This is a genomic window from Prochlorococcus sp. MIT 1318 (genome assembly GCF_047304505.1).
GTDB classification, from domain to species: domain Bacteria; phylum Cyanobacteriota; class Cyanobacteriia; order PCC-6307; family Cyanobiaceae; genus Prochlorococcus; species Prochlorococcus marinus_D.
The window spans coordinates 311,443-333,435 of record NZ_CP138958.1 but is presented as its reverse complement, the minus strand read 5'-3'; the positions used below and the strand labels follow the sequence as shown (position 1 = coordinate 333,435).

At 53.4% G+C, this 21,993-nt stretch carries 24 protein-coding genes; 9 read left to right on the top strand and 15 right to left on the bottom strand.

Features of this window, described 5'->3' with window-relative positions; all coding sequences use genetic code 11:
- The first annotated feature begins 14 nt into the window (after positions 1 to 14).
- On the top strand, positions 15 to 956 hold the full coding sequence (locus SIB66_RS01820; RefSeq protein ID WP_063407391.1) for a TIGR01777 family oxidoreductase: 942 nt from the start codon (positions 15 to 17) through the stop codon (positions 954 to 956).
- Here SIB66_RS01820 and SIB66_RS01815 read toward each other — a convergent pair.
- Genes SIB66_RS01815 through SIB66_RS01800 form a run of 4 tightly spaced genes read right to left on the bottom strand, consistent with a single transcriptional unit; the run spans position 898 to position 3,248 of the window.
- Positions 898 to 1,167, bottom strand: coding sequence for a hypothetical protein (locus tag SIB66_RS01815; RefSeq protein WP_063407390.1), 270 nt, complete (start codon positions 1,165 to 1,167; stop codon positions 898 to 900). The genes SIB66_RS01820 and SIB66_RS01815 overlap by 59 nt on opposite strands.
- The gene (locus tag SIB66_RS01810; protein ID WP_063407389.1) at positions 1,164 to 2,375 is read right to left on the bottom strand and encodes a lipid-A-disaccharide synthase-related protein; all 1,212 of its coding nucleotides are present in this window, start codon (positions 2,373 to 2,375) and stop codon (positions 1,164 to 1,166) included. Before SIB66_RS01810 ends, SIB66_RS01815 begins: the two co-directional genes overlap by 4 nt.
- A gap of 1 nt (position 2,376) precedes the next feature.
- Complete coding sequence (locus SIB66_RS01805; RefSeq protein ID WP_063407388.1) at positions 2,377 to 2,796, bottom strand: hypothetical protein; 420 nt, start codon at positions 2,794 to 2,796, stop codon at positions 2,377 to 2,379.
- A 59-nt stretch (positions 2,797 to 2,855) separates the two neighbouring features.
- A complete protein-coding gene (locus SIB66_RS01800) occupies positions 2,856 to 3,248 on the bottom strand; it encodes a HesB/IscA family protein (protein ID WP_063404821.1) in 393 nt (130 codons plus the stop codon).
- Positions 3,249 to 3,365: 117 nt separating this feature from the next.
- On the opposite strand from SIB66_RS01800, the gene zds reads away from it, so the two are divergent.
- From zds to SIB66_RS01785, 3 genes are read left to right on the top strand one after another with little or no spacing between them, the layout of a single operon-like run.
- Positions 3,366 to 4,838: a 9,9'-di-cis-zeta-carotene desaturase gene (gene zds / locus SIB66_RS01795; protein ID WP_063407387.1), complete on the top strand. Its 1,473-nt coding sequence runs from the start codon at positions 3,366 to 3,368 to the stop codon at positions 4,836 to 4,838.
- A gap of 2 nt (positions 4,839 to 4,840) precedes the next feature.
- Positions 4,841 to 5,290 (top strand): SRPBCC family protein, encoded by a 450-nt coding sequence (locus tag SIB66_RS01790; protein WP_011131332.1) that lies wholly within the window; start codon positions 4,841 to 4,843, stop codon positions 5,288 to 5,290.
- Positions 5,241 to 5,792 carry a hypothetical protein gene (locus SIB66_RS01785; RefSeq protein WP_236073843.1) on the top strand — a complete coding sequence of 184 codons (552 nt, stop codon included), beginning with the start codon at positions 5,241 to 5,243 and terminating at the stop codon, positions 5,790 to 5,792. Before SIB66_RS01790 ends, SIB66_RS01785 begins: the two co-directional genes overlap by 50 nt.
- On the opposite strand, the gene SIB66_RS01780 is transcribed toward SIB66_RS01785, so the two are convergent.
- The 5 genes from SIB66_RS01780 to SIB66_RS01760 are packed head-to-tail and all read right to left on the bottom strand — an operon-like array spanning position 5,743 to position 10,102.
- Positions 5,743 to 6,576 (bottom strand): uroporphyrinogen-III synthase, encoded by an 834-nt coding sequence (locus SIB66_RS01780; RefSeq protein ID WP_063407385.1) that lies wholly within the window; start codon positions 6,574 to 6,576, stop codon positions 5,743 to 5,745. The two genes, SIB66_RS01785 and SIB66_RS01780, sit on opposite strands and share 50 nt — an antisense overlap.
- The gene (locus SIB66_RS01775) at positions 6,573 to 7,781 is read right to left on the bottom strand and encodes a glycosyltransferase (protein WP_236070431.1); all 1,209 of its coding nucleotides are present in this window, start codon (positions 7,779 to 7,781) and stop codon (positions 6,573 to 6,575) included. Before SIB66_RS01775 ends, SIB66_RS01780 begins: the two co-directional genes overlap by 4 nt.
- 37 nt (positions 7,782 to 7,818) lie before the next feature.
- Positions 7,819 to 9,468 (bottom strand): glycoside hydrolase family 3 N-terminal domain-containing protein, encoded by a 1,650-nt coding sequence (locus SIB66_RS01770; RefSeq protein WP_063407383.1) that lies wholly within the window; start codon positions 9,466 to 9,468, stop codon positions 7,819 to 7,821.
- A complete protein-coding gene (gene rbfA, locus SIB66_RS01765; protein WP_063404835.1) occupies positions 9,465 to 9,893 on the bottom strand; it encodes a 30S ribosome-binding factor RbfA in 429 nt (142 codons plus the stop codon). Before rbfA ends, SIB66_RS01770 begins: the two co-directional genes overlap by 4 nt.
- A 2-nt stretch (positions 9,894 to 9,895) precedes the next feature.
- On the bottom strand, positions 9,896 to 10,102 hold the full coding sequence (locus SIB66_RS01760; protein WP_011827188.1) for a DUF751 family protein: 207 nt from the start codon (positions 10,100 to 10,102) through the stop codon (positions 9,896 to 9,898).
- A gap of 170 nt (positions 10,103 to 10,272) precedes the next feature.
- Between SIB66_RS01760 and SIB66_RS01755 the strand changes: the two genes are divergently transcribed.
- The 3 genes from SIB66_RS01755 (at position 10,273) to SIB66_RS01745 (ending at position 11,781) form a co-directional block, all read left to right on the top strand.
- Positions 10,273 to 10,479 (top strand): hypothetical protein, encoded by a 207-nt coding sequence (locus tag SIB66_RS01755; RefSeq protein WP_063407382.1) that lies wholly within the window; start codon positions 10,273 to 10,275, stop codon positions 10,477 to 10,479.
- A gap of 267 nt (positions 10,480 to 10,746) precedes the next feature.
- Positions 10,747 to 11,469, top strand: coding sequence for a glutathione S-transferase family protein (locus tag SIB66_RS01750; RefSeq protein WP_063407686.1), 723 nt, complete (start codon positions 10,747 to 10,749; stop codon positions 11,467 to 11,469).
- 39 nt (positions 11,470 to 11,508) lie between these two features.
- Positions 11,509 to 11,781, top strand: coding sequence for a chlororespiratory reduction protein 7 (locus SIB66_RS01745; protein WP_063407381.1), 273 nt, complete (start codon positions 11,509 to 11,511; stop codon positions 11,779 to 11,781).
- 395 nt (positions 11,782 to 12,176) lie between these two features.
- Here SIB66_RS01745 and SIB66_RS01740 read toward each other — a convergent pair whose 3' ends face one another.
- From SIB66_RS01740 to acpP, 5 genes are all read right to left on the bottom strand, one after another.
- Entirely contained in the window at positions 12,177 to 13,280 is a 1,104-nt protein-coding gene (locus SIB66_RS01740; RefSeq protein ID WP_063407380.1) for a glycosyltransferase family 2 protein, read from the bottom strand.
- Between the two features lie 213 nt (positions 13,281 to 13,493).
- Positions 13,494 to 14,426 (bottom strand): UDP-glucuronic acid decarboxylase family protein, encoded by a 933-nt coding sequence (locus tag SIB66_RS01735; protein WP_063407379.1) that lies wholly within the window; start codon positions 14,424 to 14,426, stop codon positions 13,494 to 13,496.
- 134 nt (positions 14,427 to 14,560) lie between these two features.
- Positions 14,561 to 16,570: a transketolase gene (gene tkt / locus SIB66_RS01730; protein WP_063407378.1), complete on the bottom strand. Its 2,010-nt coding sequence runs from the start codon at positions 16,568 to 16,570 to the stop codon at positions 14,561 to 14,563.
- Positions 16,571 to 16,622: 52 nt separating this feature from the next.
- The gene (fabF, locus tag SIB66_RS01725; RefSeq protein ID WP_063407377.1) at positions 16,623 to 17,870 is read right to left on the bottom strand and encodes a beta-ketoacyl-ACP synthase II; all 1,248 of its coding nucleotides are present in this window, start codon (positions 17,868 to 17,870) and stop codon (positions 16,623 to 16,625) included.
- Positions 17,871 to 17,878: 8 nt separating this feature from the next.
- The gene (gene acpP / locus SIB66_RS01720) at positions 17,879 to 18,121 is read right to left on the bottom strand and encodes an acyl carrier protein (protein ID WP_063407376.1); all 243 of its coding nucleotides are present in this window, start codon (positions 18,119 to 18,121) and stop codon (positions 17,879 to 17,881) included.
- A 138-nt stretch (positions 18,122 to 18,259) separates the two neighbouring features.
- On the opposite strand from acpP, the gene psaC reads away from it, so the two are divergent.
- Positions 18,260 to 18,505: a photosystem I iron-sulfur center protein PsaC gene (psaC, locus tag SIB66_RS01715; protein WP_011827179.1), complete on the top strand. Its 246-nt coding sequence runs from the start codon at positions 18,260 to 18,262 to the stop codon at positions 18,503 to 18,505.
- Between the two features lie 85 nt (positions 18,506 to 18,590).
- Positions 18,591 to 20,495 (top strand): glutamine--fructose-6-phosphate transaminase (isomerizing), encoded by a 1,905-nt coding sequence (gene glmS, locus SIB66_RS01710; RefSeq protein WP_063407375.1) that lies wholly within the window; start codon positions 18,591 to 18,593, stop codon positions 20,493 to 20,495.
- A gap of 7 nt (positions 20,496 to 20,502) precedes the next feature.
- Here glmS and SIB66_RS01705 read toward each other — a convergent pair whose 3' ends face one another.
- Entirely contained in the window at positions 20,503 to 21,957 is a 1,455-nt protein-coding gene (locus tag SIB66_RS01705; RefSeq protein WP_063407374.1) for a mannose-1-phosphate guanylyltransferase/mannose-6-phosphate isomerase, read from the bottom strand.
- Between the last annotated feature and the right edge of the window lie 36 nt (positions 21,958 to 21,993).

Sequence of the window (21,993 nt, the reverse complement as noted above, 5' to 3'; positions counted from 1 at the left end):
CCGTCAGTTCTTTCATGCGCCTTCTACTTGTTGGTTGCACAGGTTTTGTCGGCCGTGAGCTTGTCCCCCAGTTGTTGGCAGCCAAGCATCAGTTGATCTTGGTCAGTCGCAAGGCTGCCTCTGGGTTCGATCAAGAGCGCCAGGCAGGGCAGTTGGAGTGGCTGCAGATCAATCCGGCGGATCCAAACAGTTGGCTCGATGGCCCACTACTGACTGCCTTGGCGCAAGTCGAAGGAGTGGTGAACCTGGCCGGAGAACCGATCGCTGAGCAGCGCTGGACAGCTGCTCATTGCCAGAAGCTGGAGTCGAGTCGTTTGGACACAACCAGGGCATTGGTGAAAGCCATGAGTCAACTCAAGACACCACCAAGAGTGCTCTTGAATGCCTCTGCGGTGGGCTATTACGGCACCAGTCCAGATGGCTACTTCACTGAAAAGAGTCCTTGTGGACAAGATTTCCTCGCTCATCTTTGTGAGCGGTGGGAGGCTGCAGCTGCTGCTAAACCGTCTGCTACCAGATTGGTAGTAGTGCGTATCGGCATCGTTCTAGGGCCCGACGGAGGGGCTCTAGGCAAGATGCTGCCAGTGTTCAGGCTTGGTATTGGTGGTCCGGTGGGCAGTGGCCTTCAGTGGATGAGCTGGATTCATCGCACTGATCTTTGTCAGTTGATTGAAAAGGCTCTTGAGCAACGGGCTTGGTCCGGTGTGGTGAATGGGGTTGCTCCTGAGTCTGTTCCTATGGCTTCGTTCGCGGCGGTTCTCGGCAAGACTCTTGGTCGTCCAAGCCTCTTGCCGGTTCCAGGTCCGCTCCTCAAGATCTTGCTTGGGGATGGAGCTCGTGTCGTCCTTGAGGGTCAACAGGTGGTCTCAGAACGACTTGCAGGGTTGGGTTTCAGGTTTAAGTATCCCGATCTATGCCAGGCCTTATCCGCAGCCACCATGCCCACACCCCATTGATGAGGGCAGCGGTCATTAACAGGCTGATGGCGGGCAAAAATAGGGGCATCCAGAGTTGCTGAAACAGCCCGATTGGTTTCTCCACTCCTTGGCTTGCGGCCAGGATCCCTGTGACAAACCAGAGTGCTCCGGCAATCACTAGGAACACATCGATGATTAGCAGTCGGTCCAACCACTGTTTCCATTGGGGATCGGCAGAAGGAGTTGTCATTGATGTCTTTCAGTGAGCATGTTTGTAATGGCTTGGGCTAATCGTTGCCCGCCACCTGCCACCCCGAGTCTTTGCAAGGCCTGCTTCTGGCATTGTTGTTGCAGGTCAGGGTCCGTTTGGCTGCGTTTCAATAGCTCCAGAGTCAGTTTGGCAGTGTTCTGCAGGTTGAGCACTTCGCCAGGCTTCCCACCAGCACAAAACACAGTGGGCCCGAGTAGTCGGCGCTGAGCTTCTGCGAATGCGGCGGTGAACTGTGGCCCCATTCCTGGAAGTTGTAGCACTGGCTTAGCGAGTCCTACCGCTTGTTCAGTCGCCGTGCCCGCCATGCTGATTAGGAGATCGCTGCTCTGTAGCACCGCAATGAAACAGTCGCGTTGCAAGGTGATCTGTCGTTGACCGAGCACAAGCTTGGTGTGTGTTGCGTGGCCGATACCAGGTTGCATTTGCCAGCCTTGTTGAGCGACTAATTGAGCCAGGCTGCTGTCGTCTAGGGCTGGGACCAGTGCAAGATCCAGGCTTATTTCATCGCGGGCTAGTAGTTGTTCTGGAAGATATTCCACCATCGCCAACAGCAACAGCAGGTTGTGTTCTAGTTCTGGGAGGCGGCTGCCAGGCAGAAGTCCTAGGCGATAACGGCAGCTTGGTAAGCGTGCTTGAGGTGTGAGGACTGGATCCATGAAGGGATTGCCCAGAAAGCTCACTGGGCGTTGAAGTTGAGCTCTGAGGTCTGTTGCGGTGAGCTCGTCGCGGCTGTAAACACCCAAAAACCGCTTACTTTTCAGACAGCTGCCACAAGGCCAAGGCAAGCGCAGGCGACCTTCATAGTGACTGGAGTAAGCCACTAGGTAGATCGCGACGGGACGGCAGCTAAGCCAAGCTGCCATCACAGGGATCACATCGCCAATCACCACCAGCAGGTCGTAGTGGTGTGCCACCTGCAACAAACGTCCCAGGCGCCTTAGGAGATAGAACACTTGGCCTTGTAGCAGTTCAGTCAGCCTGCCTCGAAGACTGGTGTATCCAAGCCCGCCTGTGCTGAATGCTTTGGCCTGTCCAAGGATTTTGATTCCTGCTTCGGTATAGGCATGACCATGACCGACCAAAGGCAGGGCCTCCAGTTGATGGCCGAGGTTGAGCAGGGTTTTGCCTAGTAGGGCCCCGGAAAGGTCTTCTCCGTGTCCATTGCTCAACAGCAGCAGCTTCGCCAAATCAGAGCTCCAGCCAAGCCTTTACTTTCTTCAAAGCATGCCAATTTGGTCTGCGAAGTAACCCATCGGCGATTGAGTCTTTGAGGTCTTTTGCAAACTCCGGTGCAACAGCAAGAATTTTTTGCACCATGTCGATTTGATCTCTTACACCCTTGGAGTTGGTTTCCAGCAGGGCCAGGCTGAGGTTGATACGAGCTTGGGGATCCTGGGCGTTGAGCTTTACCGCAGTGCGCGCGGTGCGCAGGGCCTCATCGGGTTGAGCATTGAGAAGCTGTAGCCAGGCTAGGCATGTCCAGCCAGCTGCTTGATTGGGCGTCGTTGCTGTGATGGTTTTGAAGTCTTCGATCAGCTCACTGGCTTCAGCTCCGGATTGATACCGGGCCATGGCTGTTTCGAAGAGGTTCTCGTTGGTGGACGCCATCGGATGCAGCAGAACTGCTTAGGTCTCTTCAGATTCCCACGGAGCGGTGGCCATTGACTTCAGACAGCGAATGAGCTGCCGCAACCGCAGGTTTGGCTGGCGTTGGGATTGGTGAAATTGAAGCCGCCGCCAATCATTTCAGTGCTGAAATCCAATTGCATCCCATAGATGTACAGCAGGCTCTTGGGATCACAGATCACACGGAAACTTGCACCATCGGTTGCGGTGTACTCATAGATCTCATCACCCTCTTGGATATCGGCTGAGGGTACAAAATCCATGGTGTAGCTCATACCGCTGCAGCCGCCCGAGCGTACGCCTACTCGCAGCACCTGATCATTTCCCTTCTCAAGGCAGAGCCTGGCCAACTGCTGCATAGCTGTGTTGGTGATTTGGATGCCTTTGCCGTCAGTAGCGGTGTGGTGGGTTGCAGGATTAGTGGTGCTGGTCATTCAGTGCTGGCACAGACCTCAATTCATTTTATGGAGGGATGTCTCTCGTTGCACTATCCAATGCAGTCAACCTATCCGCCATATTTATAGAGTCGGAAGGATTTTTGTTGGAAGCGCGTGCGGGTCGCCATTGTGGGCGCTGGGCTTGCCGGACTGGCTGCAGCTGTTGATCTAGTTGATGCCGGTCATGCCGTGGATCTCTACGAAGCTAGGCCGTTCATTGGTGGCAAGGTTGGCAGTTGGGAAGATCCAGATGGCAACCATGTCGAAATGGGGTTGCATGTTTTCTTTTTCAATTACGCCAATCTTTTTGCGCTGATGCGCAAGGTGGGTGCAATTGACAATCTGCTACCAAAGGACCACACCCATTTGTTCGTCAATCGTGGCGGTGACCTTCGATCTCTTGATTTTCGTTTTGCCCTAGGGGCTCCTTTTAACGGCCTCAAGGCTTTTTTTACGACTCCTCAGCTGAACTGGATCGATAAATTGCGCAATGCCCTTGCTCTGGGAACGAGTCCCATTGTTAGGGGCCTGGTGGATTACGAGGGGGCCATGAGCACAATCCGTGCTCTCGATGCAGTGAGTTTTCAACAGTGGTTTCTCAGTCATGGCGGCAGCCTGCAGAGCATTCAGCGCATGTGGAACCCGGTTGCTTATGCCCTTGGCTTTATCGACTGTGAGGCGATCTCTGCCCGTTGCATGCTCACCATTTTCATGATGTTTGCAGCTCGTACGGAAGCATCCAAGCTGAATTTGCTTAAAGGCTCCCCTCATCGTTGGCTAACCGCGCCGATTCTTGATTACATCCAGGCAAGGGGTGGTCGCCTTCATCTTCGCCATCGTGTTCGTGAGGTGCACTTTCGCGATGACGAAGCTCCGGTGGTTACCGGGCTCAGCCTTGGCACCCCAGAAGGGGATGTCATGGTTGAAGCTGATTGCTATTTGGCCGCTTGCGATGTGCCAGGCATTCAGCGCTTGCTTCCTGAGGCATGGCGTAGGTTCCCCCAGTTTGATGACATCTACAAGCTCGAAGCCGTGCCCGTTGCCACCGTGCAGCTGCGCTACGACGGCTGGGTGACTGAGTTGGGTAATGACCCCATTCACGATGTTGCACGCCGGGATCTCCGGAGTCCTGTTGGCTTGGATAATCTTTTGTACACAGCTGATGCAGATTTCAGTTGCTTTGCGGATCTGGCCTTGGCGAGTCCTGAGGACTATCGACGGGAGGGTCTGGGTTCTTTACTCCAATGTGTACTCACTCCTGGTGACCCCTGGATTTCTAAATCCGTAGAGACGATCGTTTCGCACACCGATGCTCAAGTGCGTGAATTGTTCCCTTCGTCTCAGTCGCTCAAGCTGGTGTGGAGCAACGTCGTCAAACTTGCTCAGTCTCTTTATCGAGAAGCCCCAGGGATGGAGCCCTACAGACCAGATCAGTGCACGCCTGTCAGCAATTTCTTTTTGGCGGGGAGTTATACCCGCCAGGATTACATCGACTCAATGGAGGGTGCCACGATGAGTGGCCATATGGCTGCTGCGGCGATCCTTCATCAACCAGCCAAGTTGGCCACCAATCAGGCGGTGGCTTAACGATGGGCCGCTGGCTTGAACACACAGTTTCTAGCGATATCAATGCTCCCGTTGAGCAGGTATGGGCTGTATGGATGGATCTCGAGGCCATGCCTCGCTGGATGAACTGGATTGAATCTGTCAAAACCCTTGATGATCCGAGTCTCACTGATTGGACCTTGGCTGCTCAGGGCTTTCGTTTCCATTGGCAGGCAAGGATCAGCAAGCAGGTTGAAGGCCAGCAGTTGCAATGGGAATCCATAGGAGGGCTACCTACGAAAGGTGCTGTGCGTTTCTATCCGGAGAGCGAGAACCGTACAGCTGTGAAATTGAGCGTTACTTACGAGTTGCCGAGGCCCTTGGCACCCTTGATGGAACCGAGCATCCTGGGAGGGATTGTCACTCGTGAGCTCCAGGCTAATCTTGACAGATTTAGGGATCTTGTGGAAAGCGGTTACTGCGTTTCCTCCTGAGTGCTCCAGGACAGCCGCCTGGCGGCTGAGGAATGGATTGATCCTGCTCACGGTTGCGCTAACGGGATGCAGTGCTGATCGCTCCACTACCGACAAGTTGGCTGTAACACCGCTATCCCCTACGGATAGTTCTGAGCAGCTTGTGATGCCGATTGATCTTTCTGATCGGCTCACGCCACTTCCTTCGGCCACAGAGGTCCAGGATCGAGTGGTTGCAGGTCGCAGGGATCCTTTTCAACCGCTTGTTGGCTCAACGACTTCAAATGGAAATGGCTTCATCCTGAAAGGTGTCCTGGTTGTTGGCGGGCAGCAGCGGGCATTGGTTCAAACATCAGATGGACTAGGAGCATTGTGCGTGGGGCCTGGAGGTCGTTGCCCCGGTCAGCTTGAGGCTGACCAGTTGTTACCTCCAAGCTGGTCGCTGCTATCGATCGACGTTCAGCGCGGGTGCATCACCCTGACCCAGGGGGGCAAGTCTCAGCCTCCGACCTGCATGCTTTAACACAAGCACTGACAAGCCCCTCAAGGTCGTGGGGATCGGCTTCTTGATCGACCCTGCCAAAATGCTGCTCACAGCTGAGGCTTGTTTGGGGGCCGATGGAGATGACTTTGACTGTCTCAAGCTGCTGTAGCCAGCCGCTGCCAAAACGATGGCTGAGCAAACTTGCTGTGTGTGTAGCGGTCTTTCCGCTGCTGAAAGCAATTGCATCCACATTGCTGTTTGCGAGGGCTGTGGCCGTGTCATCCGGGATTGCTTCTGGACAACGGGATTCATAAGCTGCCACTTCAATCACGTGTGCTCCGCTTTCCCGGAAGGCTTCTCCCAGAATGGTGCGGCCACCGCTCTGTACTCTTGGCAGCAGCATCTTCAGTCCAAAGCCTGACACTGGGAAATGATTGATCAGGCTGTCAGCCACAAAGTTGGGTGGAACAAAATCAACAGCAGCTCCTAGGTGTTCAAGATGTTGGGCTGTTTTGCGGCCTACTGCTGCAAGTTTTAGTCCCTTGGGACGATCGGCAAGAGATTGGCCGATCCGCTGAAGCCGTTCTTCAACGGTCCGTACTCCATTGGCGCTGGAGAACACCAACCAGTGGAAGGTCTTGATGTCGGCTAAGGCATCATCGAGGGGTTGCCAATCGTCGGGTGGGCCAATCACCAGAGCGGGCAGATCAAGAACGTTCGATCCAAGGGCATGAAGCCGACTGCGAGCCTCACTCTGTTGCTCCTGGGCACGGGTCATGATGATTGTGCGGCCATGCAGGGGAGCGATGGGTTTGCTGCTCATTTCTCTTCCTCATTCAGTTTCACAATGCCCGCTACCTGATGGCGCAGCCCTTCGCTTTCCTTGCTTCGTCCTTGACGGTGCAGCAGCGTAATAGCCTTGCTAAAGCTGTTGCGGGCACCATTGATGTCCCCAGCGACGAGCATCGCGACCGCATGATTTTGGTGGGTCTCAGCATGCTCAGGATTGAGTTGTTTCGCTTGTTCGTAGGCGTATAAGGCTTCTACAAGATTGCCTTGGCGACGCTGCATTAATCCGAGGTTGTACCACGCCAGAGCGACTTCCGGGGCTTGTTGGGTAGCGGTGGTGGTGAGTGCGATGGCTTCATCCAGTCGCTCTTGTTGCATGAGCAGGGCTGCCAGGTTGAGGCGAGCTCCCAGGCTCACTCTGATGTCCATGGGTAGAGCCACGGCTTCGCGGTAGGCCGTGACGGCTCCTTGGGGATCGTCTTGGCCAAGGGCAATGCCTAGGTGCAGAAGAAGTTCGTAGCGTTCGATCGGATTGGCATTCGTGTTTTCGTTCTGCTTTAGGCCTTGCCGCAAGAGCTGGATGCCGCGCTCTTTTTGCCCTTCGTCAACCTCGAGAGCGCCGAGTTTTGCACAGGTATACGGATCGCCTGGATGTTCAGCCAGCCAGGCTTCCATTGCTGTCCTCAACCGTTGGGATTTGTTGCTGCTTTGGAGTAAATCTGGTCGGTAGCCTTCGTGGAGCAAAGCCGGCTCAAGGTAATCGACGATGCGCCAATGGGGTTCTTCGCTGAGTAGATCCCTCACACTGTCGTCAATCATGGAGTGGTATGGGCGGCTCCAGTGGATTCGCGGGTGTCGGCGGAACAGACGGCTGACGTTGGAATAAGGGGCCATCGTTGCTCCCTGCTCAAAGCGCAGAAGGTTTATCACCAGAACATCTGGCTGAGCCATCAAGTTTTGTAGGCCTGAGATGGCCTCAGCGCGTAGTTGTTCATCGGCATCAAGAACAAGGACCCAATCCCCCGTGATCAGGTTCAGGGCGGCATTACGGGCTGGGGCAAAGTCCCCTGGCCACGGCAGGTGCTCTATTCGTGCACCGGCGGCTTCAGCTATGGCCACTGTTGCATCCGTGGACCCCGTGTCGACTACCACGATTTCGTCTACGAACCCTGTCACGGACGCCAGGCAGGCTCCCAGACGACTCTCTTCGTTGCGTACGACCATCGAGAGGCTGAGCATTGGAGCTGGTTCGTAGGTTGGCTCGAGGATATAGACGTCAGTCAGTGAAGTCTTGGAACAGCGGCGTTTGGGCACTTGATTGCACCTGCGCAGGTTGTAGCAGGCAGGTAAGAACCTGGCGCTGCGCTTCAGGCATTTGCCCAGGGCTGTAAGCCGCGGGGATGCCGATATTTAACACTTCAATCAGCTCATCCCAGATGTAAGGACTGCCGTAGACAACTAGGCCTGCGAGGCGTTTTTGCTGTTGGAGTTGCTTGACGGTTGCCACCCATGGCTCGTGGCGATCCTGGTCGCCACGGAAGGGGTTCCCGCGTAAGAAAAGTTGCAGCATTACTGGGCCGATGCCCAATCGTTCTAGAGCTAAAGGCTGATCTGGGTCGTCTTGCCAGGGAGAGATCCCTAGGGGGTGACAGAGCAAACTTTGAAATCCAGCTTCAGAGGGCAGTACGAGTGCTGGGGCCGTGGCTGCGAGTACCGAGCAGGGCAAGACTCCATCCACCCGCAGAAGATTGATGCCTGACTCAGTTGGGGTGACCGGTCCTGGATGTTGGATTTTTAGCGATGCAGTCACCAGTTCTCTAGCGAGAGCACGGTCTTCATCTCTTTCCAGGGGTTTGTCAATGCTTGTGCTGTCTTTGAGGGCCAGCTTTGCAGTGGAGGTAACAACCTTTTGTAAGGCTTCTCGCCGGCGTTCTAGGGAGGCGTGCAAGCGTTGCATTGGGATTTGGCCCGACTGGAGGGCCTCGCATAGGGCCTGGATAGCGTCATCTGCGTTCTCGGGCATTAAAATCAGGTCAGCACCGGCGGCAAAGGCCATCACGGCGGCTTCGCCAGCGCTATAGGACTGAGTAATTGCTCGCATGACCAGGGCATCGGTCACGATCAAGCCCTCGAACTTGAGTTGGCGGCGTAAAAGGTCTTGGAGAACAGCTCGAGACAGGGTCGCCGGACAGGTGGCGTCGAGGTTTCGCATCAATAGATGGGCCGTCATGATGCTGTCGATGCCGGCTTTCATGACGGCTTGGAAAGGCACGAGTTCAAGCTCCACAAGCTGGCGGAGGTTGTCATCCAGTACAGGCAACTGCAGATGGGAATCCATTCCCGTATTGCCATGACCTGGGAAGTGTTTGGCGCATCCCAGCACACCTTCTGCTGCAAGGCCTTGTTGGAAAGCACAGGCCAAAGAAGAGACGGTGGCAGTGTCTTCTCCCCATGCCCGCACATTGATGACAGGGTTGGCTGGGTTGTTGTTGATATCGCAGACGGGTGCTAACACCCAGTTGAGTCCGCAGCGTCGAGCTTGGTGTCCTGTGCAGCGGCCGTAGCGCTCGGCCAGATTGACAGCACGACGTTGGTCTTCTTGATAGAGCCGTCCAAGGGCCATGGGCGGTACGAGCCAAGTGCCGCCTTCAAAGCGTTGACCGACTCCCTCTTCCACATCGGCACATAACAGGAGGGGTGCTCTCGCCCATTGTCGCAGTCTCTTGCAGCGATGCTTAATTTCGGTGCTTGTGCCGCCCAGTAAAATCACACCGCCCACACCTTCAGCGAGCAAACGTTTTAGCTCAGCGTTGCTTAGTTCCCATTTTGGATAACGGCGTTGGTGATCGCTGGCGTGACCACTTGCTCGCACCACCAGCAACTCAGCGACTTGACGTCGAAGGGGGCTCTGGATCGGCGGGTTCACGTTTTGTTGACAGTTGTTGTCTCGTAAGTCGTTGGTTGATCACTCTCTGATTGCACTTCTTCAAGGGTTTCTCGCTGTTGTTCCAATTGCTCAAGAAGATTCAGTACCGAAGTTCCCTTCTCGATTCCGCGATCCAAATGAAAGTGCACTTCAGGTGCACGTCGCATCTGCAATCTGCGGCCAAGCTCGCCTCTGAGGAAACCACTGGCGGCCTCTAGACCCTCTAGCACTTCAGAGCGTTGGATCTCTTCGCCGTAAATGCTCACAAAAATCTTGCAGTGCTGTAGATCGCCGGAGACTTCCACATTCGTAATACTCACCATGCCCTGATGCACCCGTTCGTCGCGGATGCCATGGATGAGTAATTCGCTTGTTTCTCGGCGGATTAGGGCAGCGACCCGCTCCACCCGTCGCCCAGGTGCCATACCTATGCCAGTGATGTTGGATACACCATGGCATGCATGATTAAGACAATGCTGATCAATCCACTTATTAGGGCCCCAATGATTGCTATTGCAGTTACGGGATTACTGCGTCGCTTGGCGAGTGGCTCGATGTAGTTGTTGAGCAAACCAAGGCAGAAGGCGATGAGGTATCGCGGATAGCGTGACAAGTTGAGAAATAACTCTCTCATCTTCAGTTATTGCAGAGGGTTTTTGAAAATGGGTTAGCCCAAAGTGAGGATGAAGCTACTTCTGAAGTCACAGATCACCTGAGAGCGAAGGTTGCCGGTATCGTGCATCTACAGTGTGACCAGTTATACAACGTTAGTTTAGTGAGGGAGAAGGCAATGCGGCAGTTCCTTTGAGAGACCGCAGAGCAGCGCCTGAGGGCTTGCTGTTGCCTCTATTGCTTAGAGCGACGAGCGGGGGCTCAGATCTCAGCTCAGTTCGTGCGGCCATTCTGGCGATAGCCGCAGGCAGTGTTGCTCAAGAAAAGGCAATTGGCGAAGTCTTTAAAGGGGAAGACGCCTGGAACACTTCTCTTCGGCGTGTCGCAGATTTATGTTGATTTATTGCTCAGTATGAACCATTTGCGGTTGATAAATTGAATGATTTGCCTAAAGTAAACTTATGATTTGTGTCTTGGAATACAGTCATTTGGATAACTTTCAACGCCGATTGTCTTGCCAGGCTTGATTGAATCTGTATACAACGCTCTTTTCATTTTCCACTCTCAGCCGACTCAGCCGAAAGTGAAATGCGATTATTATCCTCTTTGTCTTAGCGAGCTTTTGAAGCTATTAGCTACTCTGCCGTTCTTTTGGCAGAGCAAACGATGATGGAACTGCATCAATTCCGCCATTCCGCCTTCTGTCTTAAGGTGCGGATGGTCTTGCAGGCCAAGGGTTTGACTTACCAGGTGGTGGAGGTTACCCCCGGGTTAGGACAGCTCAACGTGTTTCGCTTGTCAGGTCAGCGTCAGGTCCCGGTACTTGTTGATGGCGATGTTGTTTTGGCAGATTCCAGCACCATTGCTCGACATCTCGAGGCTAAGCAGCCGGAACCACCCCTTATTCCGGTTGATCCACAGCAGGCCGCGCAGGTGTACTTGATTGAAGATTGGGCTGATACGACATTGGCGCGGGCAGGCCGGTCAGCTTTGTTGCAGGCTGCAGCCTTGGACTCTGAGTTGCGTTTAGCTCTTCTTCCAGAAGATCTGCCAACTCCCTTGCGTCAGGTCATGGGAGATCTCCCGGGGGGTTTGTTGAACGGTGCCTCTGAGATCATTGGCCAGGCAGAGAGGGTTGAGTTATTAACGAGCCTCGAACAATTGGCTGATTTGATGCAGAAAAGGTCCTGGCTAGTAGGAGATGCGATGAGCCTGGCTGATTTAGCTGTAGCCGCTCAGATTTCTTTAATGCGTTTTCCAGCCTCGGCTGGGGCAGTACTTGCCGGTAAAGGTGTGTTCGGCCTGAGTGATCACCCGCGGCTGCAGCCCTTATTCCACTGGAGGGATCAGCTTGAGTTGTCATTGCTTGAGACGGATGACTCAGCCTGATGAGCCTTGCTTGAAAACCGATCCAGAAATGGCTGTCTAATGTCTGATCCCTTGATTCGTGATTCTGATCACTACGTCGTGTTGGAGCCTGGCCAGCCTGAGCGGCTTCTGAGCGCTGCTGACACACTTGCTTGGTTGCAAACTTGGCTCCAGAGTTTGGATGTCTTGCCAGAGGATTTGCAGAGTCAGAACTCACTGGTTTCAGCGGCCCAGCGATTGCTTGATACCGCTTGTGAGCTCGAGGTGGGCCAAGGTCTCTGCCTGCAGTGGTTTGCTGTACGCCTGGAACCTCCTGGATTTGTTCAAAGTTGAGTTCATTTGGATAGGTTTAGTGCGCTTTGATAAGACTGTTGCTGAACCCCGATGCAATCGTGCAGGCATTACGTATCGAGAAGATAAGCTCAATCCAAGTTCCCTTTAACATCATGAGCCTTTAGATCATCACTTAGGATTGTTCATTTTGCGATTTTCTCAAGGGGTACTACGATTTGAACCTAGAGTTGAATGCATACCAGCAAATTGATCATTTCTCGATCTGAGGACTGAAGTAAGTATTCTATAAATGAAAATCTGTCTAGAGAGTATATAGAATGGCTGGAGGCTTTGTTCAGTCATACGAGATAGATGCATCACATCAATCGGAAGTCTGAAATTGCATTGCCCTAAAATATTTTGTGTGTCACCAATGAAGAGCAGAAGTTATATGGCTATGGAGTATTCCAAACAAATTTGCTGCTTGCCACATAGTTCCAAGTAAAGGCAAAGATGATTCCAAGCAGTTGTGCAATCAGCTCGTTGGAAGAGATGTGCTCGTAATAAGCAGATGCCAATCCAATATTGGCCACGAATGGTAAAGAGGAAACAAGTAAAAACTTTGTAAGGCCCTTTATTAATTTTAAGCCATTAAGACGTGCAAACCTAAAAGTCAAAATATTGTTGATTAAGTAATTGGATGTTGCTGCCAATATGACGGCAATAGGTAGAGAGGATTGAAAAGAATAAGCAAGTATCTTGGTAAGAATAAAAACACTAAACAGCTGTACAAAAACACCACTTAGGCCAACGAGCGCAAAGCTTATTGCGCGACGAGGAATAAGCTTTAAGCTGATTGAATGTAGAAATGATAATAAGAAATCCCATGCGACTGCGATATCCAGTTTAGAACTCCCATGAAGCCTCTTCTCGAAGATCAGGGGCACCTCGCCAGCTAATAAGGCTCCATTGCTTTTGGCTAATAATTCATATAAGAACTTAAAGCCATTGACATCAACAGAGCGAATGATTGGCATGGCCTGCTTCAAGTCGACTGCAAAAAATCCACTCATGTAATCAGTTAGATGGCGATATCTTTTTGAGAGACTTTTTTTGGCAAGAAAGTTTGCAAAAGTTGAAGCACTTTCTCGATCATTGGTGAGACCATTGATTACAGATCCTTGAAGAAACCTGCTGCCAACAACAAGATCTAAGCCTTTGTCTCTTAGATGACTTATTGACTGTTGGATGACTGAGGTAGGATGTTGGCCATCGCAATCCATGACAAGAGCATATTCATGGCAAGCATTTAAGAGCCCTTCTTTGATGGCACTGGAAAGCCCACTTCTGCCTACACGCCTAACTAATCGAATGAATGAATATTGACGAGCTAATTCCAATACCACCTCAGAGGTGCCATCTGGAGAATCATCATCTACAACGATAATCTCTAGCTTGTATTGCAAGGATAGATCAATGATTGATTCGATGATGGTGTAAATGTTATCCCTTTCATTGAAAGCAGGTAGTATTATTGATAGGCTGGCAGTCTCTGCCATCTAGAAGCATTGGTTGACCACTTGCTATTTTAACATTGTTAGATGCTCGGCAAGGCAAGCCCCTGTCGAGCATAGAATTAATATTTTTTTAGTGCTTGTCTGTTAGTATCTTAGAGTTACCCTTGATTTTTTATTTTTATAGATGGAGTTGTCTAGTTGATGGCTAATATTTGAATTTAACTAGGTCAGGATAGATTCTATTGCTCAATTGTTTCATAGTTGCTTGCGAAACCAGTCGATCGTTCTTGTTAGTCCATCTTCAAGCGGAATGAGTGGCTTCCAGTCCAGTTGCTTTTGGGCTAAGTCGATTATTGGCTGGCGTTGCATTGGATCGTCTTGAGGCAAGGGTTTTGAGATCAAAGGCAGATTGGGTTGGATACTATTGCGAACTAACTCTGCCAGTTGGCGAATCGTGAATTCACTGGGATTGCCGATGTTAATGGGCCCAGTTGTATCACTGCTCATGAGGCGCAACATGCCTTCGATGAGATCATCCACATAACAGAATGAACGTGTTTGTAGGCCATCTCCGTAGAGGGTTAGTGGTTCACCACGAAGTGCCTGCATGATGAAGTTGCTCACCACCCTGCCGTCATCTGGCAACATTCGGGGGCCATAGGTGTTGAAGATGCGCATTACTCTGATCTCAGTGCCGTGCATTCGCTGATAGTCGAAGCAGAGTGTTTCGGCGATGCGCTTTCCCTCGTCGTAACAGCTGCGAATCCCGATTGTGTTAACGCAACCGCGATAGCTTTCTGGTTGGGGATGAATTTCTGGGTCTCCGTAAACCTCGCTTGTGCTTGCGAGTAGTAGTCGTGCGCCTACCCTGCGAGCGAGGCCCAGCATGTTGTAGGTACCAAGAAAGCTGGTTTTGGCTGTTTTAATCGGATTAAACTGATAGTGAACCGGTGATGCAGGGCATGCCAGATGCCAGATCCGATCAACTTCGAGCTTGATTGGTTCGGTGACATCGTGTCTGATTAATTCGAAGCGTGGATGCTCGATCCATTGCGCAACATTGACTTTGCGCCCAGTGAAATAGTTGTCGAGGCAAATGACTTCCTCACCCGCCTCCATGAGCCTGTCGACTAGATGAGAGCCAAGAAAACCTGCGCCTCCGGTAACAAGATTGCGAGTCGTTTGCAAGGCGTCAGTGTTAGATATTTAGACCTGAGTCTAGGCGGAGATGTCCGCTCACTCGATACCAATAACAAAGCTCCGCACCAGTAGAGATGCGGAGCAGAAAAGAGGCTTGCTAGAGCTATTGAGTAACTTGCAGATCAATTCAGCAACGCTTTTGACTTCGCTACCACATTCTCTACGGTGAAGCCAAACTTCTCCATGCATGTGCCACCCGGTGCAGAGGCGCCGAAGCGGTTCATAGTCACACTGTCGCCATCAAGTCCAATGTACTTATGCCAGCCAAATGATTCCGCGGCTTCCGCCACGATGCGCTTACGAACGGCATTTGGCAGCACTTCTTCCTTGTAAGCATCACTCTGTTCCTCGAAAAGTTCGACGCATGGCATCGAGACCACGCGCACTTTCTTGCCATCAGCGGTGAGTTGTTTGGCGGCTTGCACGCAAAGGTCGAGCTCGGTGCCTGTACCGATCAGGATGAGATCAGCTTCCCCTTCGCAATCTTCCAGTACGTAGCCACCGAGTGCCACTTTGTCGATCGACGAGTTGGCTTGGTTGGCCATGTTCTGGCGGCTGAGGCATAAGGAGCTGGGGCGGTTGCGGTTTTGGATGGCCACCTTGTATGCACCACTGGTTTCGTTGCCGTCGCCGGGGCGGAAAACAAGCATGCCGGGCATCGCCCGCAGTGATGGGATGGTTTCGATGGGTTGGTGGGTCGGGCCGTCTTCTCCAACACCGATTGAGTCATGGGTGAGCACGTAGATCACACCCAGCATGTTCAAGGCCGAGAGGCGCATTGAGCCGCGCATGTAGTCAGCAAACACCAGGAAGGTGCCGCCGTAGGGAATTAGGCCACTGTCGTGGTAGGCGATGCCGTTGAGGATGGCGGCCATGGCATGCTCACGAACACCAAAGTGCAGGTAGCGTTTTTCTGGGCTTTCAGGCTGGTAAGAGCCTGTTTCTCCCTTGATGTCGGTGTAGTTGGAATGGGTGAGGTCGGCGGACCCACCTATCAATTCGGGAAGGTTCGGTCCTAGAGCACCCAAACAGATTTGGGAGTGCTTGCGGGTGGCCAGGCCTCCGTCGTCTGGGGTGTAGCTGGGCAAGCCCGTGTCCCATCCTTGAGGAAGTTCTCCGCGCAGCATCCGTTCGAATTGAGCCGCCTCTGTGGGGAACTTTTTGCGGTATTCAGCGAGGGTTTGGTTCCACTCGGATTCCTTGCTGGCACCGCGCTCGATCGCGGTACGGAACTGGTCGTAAGCCGCCTGCGGGATTTCGAAGGGGCCATAGTTCCAATCGAGTTGCTTGCGGGTGAGCTCAGCTTCTTCTGCACCTAGAGCCGCACCGTGGACTCCGGCTGTGTCGGCTTTGTTGGGGGAGCCATAGCCGATGGTGGTGGTCACCTTGATGATCGACGGTTTATCGGTTACGGCCTTGGCAGCAGCGATCGCCTTGGCGATGGCATCCACATCAGTGTTGCCGTCAGCTACATGCTGCACATGCCAGCCGTAGGCCTCATAGCGCTTTAGCACGTCCTCGGTGAAGGAAACGTCGGTGCGGCCGTCAATCGTGATGTGGTTGTCGTCATAGAGGGCGATCAATTTGCCTAACTTCAGGTGTCCTGCGAGCGAGCAGGCTTCAGAGGAAATACCTTCTTGGTTGCAACCGTCGCCCATCACCACATAGGTGTAGTGGTCGACGAGGGTGGCCCCTGGCTTGTTGAACTTGGCGGCCAGGTGAGATTCAGCGATGGCCAGGCCAACAGCGTTGGCGATTCCGGCACCCAGGGGGCCGGCGGTCACTTCAACGCCGGGGGTCTCAAAGGTTTCGGGGTGGCCGGGTGTCTTCGAGCCCCACTGCCGGAACTGCTTGATGTCGTCGATGCTTACCGAGTCGTAGCCGGTGAGGTGCAGCAGGGCGTACAGCAGCATGCAGCCGTGTCCGGCGGACAGCACGAAGCGGTCGCGGTTGAACCACTTGGGGTTCTTTGGGTTGTGGTTCAGAAACTTGTCCCACAACGCATAACCCATGGGAGCGCAGCCCATCGGCAGGCCAGGGTGGCCGCTGTTGGCCTTGTTGACCGCATCGACGGCCAGCATGCGAATGCTGTTGATGCAGAGCGTGTCTAGGGAAGCAGTCGCAGCGACCATGGTGTTGAGATGGGATAGCAGGGAGTCTGAAGGATGGAGGCGGCAGAGCCGCTTAGGCGATTTGGCGGAAGGCGAGGCAGACGTTGTGGCCGCCGAAGCCGAAGGAATTGGAGAGCACAACGCTTAATCTTTGTTCTCTGGCCATGTTGGGGACATAGTCCAGATCACACTGTGGATCTGGGTTGAGGTAATTAATGGTGGGAGGCACCATGCCGTGCTGAAGGGCAAGCACGCACGCCACAGCTTCAATGCCGCCCGATCCACCAAGAAGGTGACCCGTCATGGATTTTGTGGAGCTCACAGGAATCTGATAAGCCCTCTCGCCGAGAGCATTTTTGATGGCTGCTGTTTCGTTGCTGTCATTGGCAGGAGTACTGGTGCCATGGGCATTGATGTAATCCACGCTGGTGGGCTCCAGCTGTCCGTCTTTTAGGGCCAGGCGGATTGCTTCTGCACCACCAACGCCGCCCGGGGTTGGGGCAGTGATGTGGTGGGCATCGCAGGTCATTCCATAGCCCACAATCTCAGCATGGATCGTGGCATCGCGATTTTTAGCGTGCTCAAGGGTCTCCAGTACCAAAACGCCAGATCCTTCCCCGATGACGAATCCATCTCGTTCTGCATCGAACGGACGGCTAGCCGTGGCGGGGTCATCATTGCGGAAGGAGAGAGCCTTGGCACTGGCAAAACCAGCTACCCCTAGTGGCGTGATGCTTGCTTCTGCACCACCACAAACCATTACATCAGCTTTGCCGAGTTGCAGCAGCCGGAAAGCATCGCCAATGGCATTGGATCCAGCTGCGCAAGCTGTGGCTACTGCTGAGCTTGGGCCTTTGGCACCCAACGCAATGGCGGCAAGCCCAGTAGCCATGTTGGGGATCATCATCGGCACTGTGAATGGGCTAACTCGACCAGGACCTTTGTCATTCAAAACGTGGGCTTGGGTCTCCATGGTCAGCAGACCACCCACACCTGAACCAATAATCACCCCGATGCGGGAGGAATTTTCCTCTTCGATGCTCAGACCGGCATTAGCAACAGCCTGTTTGGCTGCTACTACGCCAAATTTGCTGAATCGATCCCATCTTTTTGATTCCTTCGCTTCGAGGAAACCGGTTGGGTCAAAGTCTTTAACCTCTGCGGCAAAGCGACATGCATGGGCTGACGCGTCAAACAGGCTGATGGCGCCTACGCCATTGGTGGCTGTCTTCAACCCTTCTAAATAGGCCGCGACCGTGTTGCCAATCGGTGTGACCGCTCCTAGACCGGTGATCACAACCCGATGGAGATTCTCCATCATGCCGATCCTCAGGCTTGCTTGTCTGCGATGTACTTGACGGCATCACCGACGGTCGTGATGCCCTCAGCCGCCTCGTCGGGGATCTCGATGTCAAAGGCCTCTTCGAGGGCCATCACGAGTTCCACGGTGTCGAGGGAGTCGGCACCAAGGTCGTTCTGAAAACTCGATTCTGGCTTCACTTCGCCGGCCTCAACACTCAGTTGCTCCGTAACGATTGAACGGACTTTCTCAAGGATCGCTTCCTGGGACATAGCCGTGAAGACGGGACGATCCATCCTACGAGCTGGCGGTAGTGGGGTTAACAACGGTGACGGCAACACGTCGAACTTGTCTCACTAGGAGTCTTGCCAGTTACCGTTACTTCAAGCCTTTTGTTCCGGACCAGGCTCATGTCTCACGCTGTCAAGATTTACGACACATGCATTGGTTGCACTCAATGCGTTCGTGCCTGCCCTCTCGATGTTCTCGAGATGGTTCCCTGGGATGGCCATAAATCCGGCCAGATAGCTGCATCTCCTCGCACTGAAGATTGTGTGGGATGCAAGCGATGCGAAACCGCCTGCCCCACTGATTTCCTCAGCATTCGGGTTTATTTAGGCGACGAGACCACGCGCAGTATGGGCCTGGCTTACTGATTTGAGTTCAACGTCTCAGTCTTAGTTGTCCCTGTTTTGCGCATCTACCCCATAAGCTCAGCCCGGCAGGTGCCGGGCTTTTTTTATGTGCGGAATCGTTGCGGTTATTGGCTCCCGTGAGGCGGCCCCGTTGCTGTTAGAAGGGCTTAGGCAGCTCGAATACCGCGGTTACGACTCTGCTGGTCTTGCCACTGTTGAACTGTTAGCTGAGGATGGTTCCAGTCGGCTCACTTGCCAGCGGGCTCAAGGAAAGCTGGTAAACCTCACAGCATGTGTGGAAGAGAAGGGTGCGCCAGGGCATTGCGGTATCGGCCATACCCGTTGGGCCACCCATGGCAAACCTGAAGAGCGCAATGCTCATCCCCATAGGGATGGCTCTGGTCTTGTGGCGGTAGTACAGAACGGAATTATCGAGAATCACCGTTCTCTCCGCGAGGCACTTGAGGCTGAAGGGGTGAGGTTTGTTTCAGAGACAGATACGGAAGTCATTCCTCATCTCATCTCGCTTGAACTTCGTGCTCTTCAGGTTCAGGGCCGTGTCGTGAATGGAAGGATGTTGTTAGAAGCTGTGCAACGGGTGTTGCCTCAGTTGAAGGGTGCCTATGCCCTGGCAGTGGTTTGTGCGGAAGTACCAGGTGCTCTTGTCGTTGCACGCAAGCAAGCGCCGCTCTTGATTGGTCTTGGCGAAGGTGAATTCCTCTGCGCAAGTGATACGCCAGCTTTGGCAGGCTTCACGCGCACGATTCTTCCTATGGAAGATGGAGAGGTGGCCTTGCTCACGCCTTTGGGGATTGAGCTTTACAACGCACAAGGTGAACGGCAGCAGCGAAGCCCTTCACTGCTCAGTGGCGGTGATCAAGTGGCCGATAAACGTCACTTCCGTCATTTTATGCTCAAGGAAATCCACGAGCAGCCTGAGACTGCGGAGCTTTGGGTAGCACGTCATCTGCCTCCAGATCTTTCGTCTGATGATCCTGTGGCTTTGCCCTTGGATCCTTCCTTTTATGCCGATCTAGAGCGAATTCAGATTTTGGCCTGTGGCACGAGTCGTCATGCGGCACTTGTAGGGGCCTATTTGTTGGAGCAGTTCGCGGGGATTCCCACTTCTGTCTTTTATGCAAGTGAGTTTCGCTATGCACCGCCTCCATTAGCAGCCCACACACTCACGATTGGGGTGACTCAGTCTGGGGAGACCGCAGATACTCTCGCGGCATTGACGATGGATGCTCAGCGTAGGCAGGCTCATGGTGAGCCTGCATTTGCGCCTCGCCAGTTAGGGGTTACGAATCGGCCAGAAAGTTCCCTGACTCGTCAGGTTCCATACATTCTCGATATCGGTGCAGGGATTGAAGTGGGGGTGGCAGCTACAAAGACCTTCTTGGGGCAGTTGTTGGCTTTCTATGGGCTTGCGTTGGCATTTGCTGCTCGTCGTAGTCACCGCTCAGTCACTGAGATTGCCAACCTAAAAGACGAACTAAGGGCTTTACCGCATCAGCTGCACACGCTGGTGCAGCTTCATGATCAACGCTGCGAAGTTTTAGCGAACCGTTTCGCTGATACTCAAGATGTGATCTTTTTGGGTCGTGGCATCAACTATCCCATTGCCCTTGAGGGAGCTCTCAAGCTTAAGGAGATCAGCTATATCCATGCAGAGGGCTACCCAGCGGGGGAAATGAAGCATGGACCTATTGCTTTGCTCGATGCGCGTGTGCCGGTCGTCTCGATTGCGATGCCGGGAGTGGTTTTTGAGAAGGTGCTCAGCAATGCACAGGAGGCGAAAGCTCGTGATGCAAAGCTGATCGGTGTGGGGCCGGAGTGTGCGGATACGGCCTTGTTTGATGCTTTACTTCCAGTCCCTGAGGTGAGCGAGTGGATTAGTCCTCTGCTCACGCTTGTTCCGATACAGCTACTGAGCTATCACATTGCAGCTCATAGGGGTCTTGATGTGGATCAACCTCGCAACCTGGCCAAAAGCGTGACAGTGGAATAGCTCAAGCTCAATTGACGATCACCCTCTCACTACGGCCGTAGCGGTCCTCAAAGCGCACGATGTCATCTTCACAGAGGTATGGACCACTTTGTACCTCAATCAATTCCATGGGCATCCGTCCTGGATTGGTGAGTCTGTGTTTGCAGCCCAAAGGGATATAGGTGCTCTGGTTTTCTCCTACCAATTGCTTTTCTCCGTCCTTTTCGACCAAGGCTGTTCCCTTGACGACGATCCAGTGCTCAGCACGGTGATGATGCATTTGTAGTGAGAGGCTTGCACCAGGTTTTAACTCGATACGTTTGACCTGCCAGCGACTGTCTTTCACCACAGAGGTGTAATGCCCCCAGGGTCGATAGATCTTGCGATGAGCTTTGCCTTCCGGACTTCCATCCGCCTCCAATTGCTTCACAATCGTTTTAACTTCCTGGGCTTGACTACGGTTGGCAATCAGAACTGCGTCGTCCGTTTCAACCACAACAAGGTCTTCTACTCCTAGGCCTACCACAAGCCGATGTTCGCTACGTAGGTAACAATTTCGACTGCTTTCAGCGATGACATGACCTCGTAGAACGTTTCCGTTCAGATCTCGATCAGTGGTGTCCCATAGGGCACTCCAGCTGCCCACGTCACTCCAGCCAGCATCGAGAGGCAGCACCGTGCCCAGCTCAGTTTTTTCCATGACAGCGACATCGATAGCAACGTTTGGACATTTGGCGAAGGCTTCACGTTCCAGCCGCAAGAAGTCGAGGTCGGGTACTTCCTGCTCCAGGGCAGCACGGCAACAGCTCACCACCTCGGGAGATAGTCGCTCCAGCTCGCTCAGGATGGCGCTCGCTTTGAACATAAACATGCCACTGTTCCAGGTGAAGCATCCATTTGCGAGGAACTGCTCAGCGGCGATGCGATCAGGTTTTTCCACAAACCTGGCAATGGGTACGGCTTTGGGTTCACCGTTGCCGAATGATTCTGCTGCTTCGATATATCCGTAACCTGTTTCAGGGGCGGTGGGCACGATGCCGAAGGTCACAAGTCGCCCGGCTTCTGCGGGGATGCGACCGGCTTCGATGACATGACGGAACTGGGTTGCATCGCGTATGACATGGTCTGCAGCTAGGACTAGCAGGAGTGGATCTTCGCCTCGTTCTGTGGCTTGCAGTGCCGCCACTGTTACTGCTGGAGCGGTATTGCGACCCATGGGCTCGAGCAGGATTGCATTGGGCTCCATATCGATTTGGCGCATCTGCTCGGCCACGATGAAGCGATGCTCTTCGTTGCAGACCAGCAGTGGCGCACTAAGCCCTTCGATGCCTTTAAGTCTTTGTTGTGTTTGCTGAAGCAGCGTTTCTTCACTGGAGCCGCTTAGAGCCCAGTACTGCTTGGGGTAGCTCGCGCGCGACAGCGGCCACAGGCGGGTACCTGTTCCGCCACAGAGGATCACTGGAATCAGGGGGGGAGTGGCCACGGTTTCGTACTTCAGTGTTCCCAGAATCGCTTAGAT

What these genes read in the sequence shown, in the direction of transcription:
- SIB66_RS01820 (WP_063407391.1), top strand. Translation starts at nt 15, where the DNA reads ATGCGCCTTCTACTTGTTGGTTGCACAGGTTTTGTCGGCCGTGAGCTT.
- SIB66_RS01815 (WP_063407390.1), bottom strand. Translation starts at nt 1,167, where the DNA reads ATGACAACTCCTTCTGCCGATCCCCAATGGAAACAGTGGTTGGACCGA.
- SIB66_RS01805 (WP_063407388.1), bottom strand. Translation starts at nt 2,796, where the DNA reads ATGGCGTCCACCAACGAGAACCTCTTCGAAACAGCCATGGCCCGGTAT.
- SIB66_RS01800 (WP_063404821.1), bottom strand. Translation starts at nt 3,248, where the DNA reads ATGACCAGCACCACTAATCCTGCAACCCACCACACCGCTACTGACGGC.
- SIB66_RS01790 (WP_011131332.1), top strand. Translation starts at nt 4,841, where the DNA reads ATGGGCCGCTGGCTTGAACACACAGTTTCTAGCGATATCAATGCTCCC.
- SIB66_RS01780 (WP_063407385.1), bottom strand. Translation starts at nt 6,576, where the DNA reads ATGAGCAGCAAACCCATCGCTCCCCTGCATGGCCGCACAATCATCATG.
- SIB66_RS01775 (WP_236070431.1), bottom strand. Translation starts at nt 7,781, where the DNA reads ATGCTCAGCCTCTCGATGGTCGTACGCAACGAAGAGAGTCGTCTGGGA.
- rbfA (WP_063404835.1), bottom strand. Translation starts at nt 9,893, where the DNA reads ATGGCACCTGGGCGACGGGTGGAGCGGGTCGCTGCCCTAATCCGCCGA.
- SIB66_RS01760 (WP_011827188.1), bottom strand. Translation starts at nt 10,102, where the DNA reads ATGAGAGAGTTATTTCTCAACTTGTCACGCTATCCGCGATACCTCATC.
- SIB66_RS01750 (WP_063407686.1), top strand. Translation starts at nt 10,747, where the DNA reads ATGATGGAACTGCATCAATTCCGCCATTCCGCCTTCTGTCTTAAGGTG.
- SIB66_RS01745 (WP_063407381.1), top strand. Translation starts at nt 11,509, where the DNA reads ATGTCTGATCCCTTGATTCGTGATTCTGATCACTACGTCGTGTTGGAG.
- SIB66_RS01740 (WP_063407380.1), bottom strand. Translation starts at nt 13,280, where the DNA reads ATGGCAGAGACTGCCAGCCTATCAATAATACTACCTGCTTTCAATGAA.
- tkt (WP_063407378.1), bottom strand. Translation starts at nt 16,570, where the DNA reads ATGGTCGCTGCGACTGCTTCCCTAGACACGCTCTGCATCAACAGCATT.
- fabF (WP_063407377.1), bottom strand. Translation starts at nt 17,870, where the DNA reads ATGATGGAGAATCTCCATCGGGTTGTGATCACCGGTCTAGGAGCGGTC.
- acpP (WP_063407376.1), bottom strand. Translation starts at nt 18,121, where the DNA reads ATGTCCCAGGAAGCGATCCTTGAGAAAGTCCGTTCAATCGTTACGGAG.
- psaC (WP_011827179.1), top strand. Translation starts at nt 18,260, where the DNA reads ATGTCTCACGCTGTCAAGATTTACGACACATGCATTGGTTGCACTCAA.
- glmS (WP_063407375.1), top strand. Translation starts at nt 18,591, where the DNA reads ATGTGCGGAATCGTTGCGGTTATTGGCTCCCGTGAGGCGGCCCCGTTG.